Here is a 1,549-nt window from a genome sequence, read left to right as displayed (position 1 = left end):
GCCCAGGCGTGTCTGCCAACTGCCCGGCGGGGGGGCCGCGTCATGGCCCTCGGTTGCGCCCGGCCCGCCCAATAAACCCGCCACGGCCCCGGGGCCCGGGAAACTTGCCCGCGCCCGCCGCTAGCCAAGCCAAGGAGACGAACCATGCCCCGCATCGTCAAGCATTCCCGCCGCGTCATGGCGGCACTCGCCCTGATCCTGGTCCCGGCCGGCGCGCTGGCGACCATGGCCACCGCCGACCAGTCCGTTGGGCCGGTGCGCTGCGAGATCCGCGCCACGCCGGAAGGGGGCATGGTCTTGCTTGAGGCGCTTGCCTATGCCGACAGAAACGTGAGTGGCACCTATTCCTTCCATGTCGAAAGCACCGGTCGCACCGGCGGCACCAGCATCGAGCAGGGCGGCGCCTTCAGCGCCGCGCCCGGCAAGCCAGCTACGCTCGGCGCTGTCACGCTCGACGCAAAGGCCGGCGTTTACGACGCCAAGCTCGAAGTTGCGGTCGATGGCAAGAGCATCGGCTGCGCCGCGCGGGTCGGCGGCGCGACCTGATCGCACCGGCCAGTTCACGAAAAAGGGCGTCGGCGTTCGGCGCCCTTTTCTATGTGTGCCGAGCCGGGAAAAATGACTGAACGACAGCTGAACGACGGGTTCCGGGATGGTTCAGCCGCAATTCGGGAAGGTTGGCCATAGGCTGAGGCAGCCGGAAATGAAGACCAAGATGACCCGCAATATGTTCATAACCCTTACTGCCGCTCTCGTTGCCGGCAGCATCGGCCAGGTGGCGCTGTCCGCACCGGCCTACGCAGGAGGCTGGGTGTCGGTGACATTTGCTCCTGCCAACGCCCGCGACGCCGGCGCCCTGGCGACCGGCCTGCGCGTCTATTCGAAGTATCGCGGCCTGCACGGCGCCAGAATCCGTCAGTCCGGACACGGTAATGCTGCTGGCCTCGGCCGGAACGCCGCGGCAATCTGGGCATCATCCATCAGGAGGGCAACGGCCATTCCGCCATCCTGAGGCAGAACGGCAACGACAACGCCTACGGTATTTTCCAGTTCGGAAGGAACACCGAGGCGAATGTCGTGCAGAACGGCGACGGTGGTGGCGGCGCCATCTTCAGCTACGGCTGGTAACGGCCGATAATCGGGGCGCGAGCGGGACTCGATCCCCTTGCGCGCGACCCAATCATTCGGGCCGAACATCTCGGCAGAGCCGAAGATGACCCCGCGGCTTCCTCCTTGGGAGGTTTTTCAACGCGGGCCGATGTCGACCCAGCCCGCACCCCTCGCGCTGCGGCCCACATCGAAAAACCTTCACCGATGCGGACCTTCTGCAGCGGCTTTTCCACGCATAGCAGACGTTCGACGGAACGGGTGATCCTGCCCCGGCAAACACCGATGATGTCAGATAAAGTGCGGCAGACAATGTCACGAGGAAGCGAGGCGACATTTCACGCTCCGCGACAGCCGGAAGTGATCGACGACCTTTCCAACGTTTGCCTTCGCGATTGCCCCCTCCCGGTCAAGCAACCCAAATATCAGCGTTCCTCTGGCG

The 1,549-nt window shown here is 65.2% G+C and carries 1 protein-coding gene and 1 pseudogene; both read left to right on the top strand.

Annotation, left to right across the window (positions count from 1 at the left end):
• The first annotated feature begins 144 nt into the window (after nt 1-144).
• Nucleotides 145-546, top strand: coding sequence for a curli-like amyloid fiber formation chaperone CsgH (csgH, locus tag NKI97_RS35340; protein ID WP_352819467.1), 402 nt, complete (start codon nt 145-147; stop codon nt 544-546).
• A gap of 169 nt (nt 547-715) precedes the next feature.
• Nucleotides 716-1,128: pseudogene (locus tag NKI97_RS35335) on the top strand (curlin).
• Nucleotides 1,129-1,549: the final 421 nt, after the last annotated feature.

Origin of the sequence: Mesorhizobium sp. M0296 (genome assembly GCF_040321675.1) — a bacterium.
Taxonomy (GTDB): Bacteria; Pseudomonadota; Alphaproteobacteria; order Rhizobiales; family Rhizobiaceae; genus Mesorhizobium.
This window is presented reverse-complemented; position numbering and strand designations above follow the sequence as displayed.

What these genes read in the sequence shown, in the direction of transcription:
- csgH (WP_352819467.1), top strand. Translation starts at nt 145, where the DNA reads ATGCCCCGCATCGTCAAGCATTCCCGCCGCGTCATGGCGGCACTCGCC.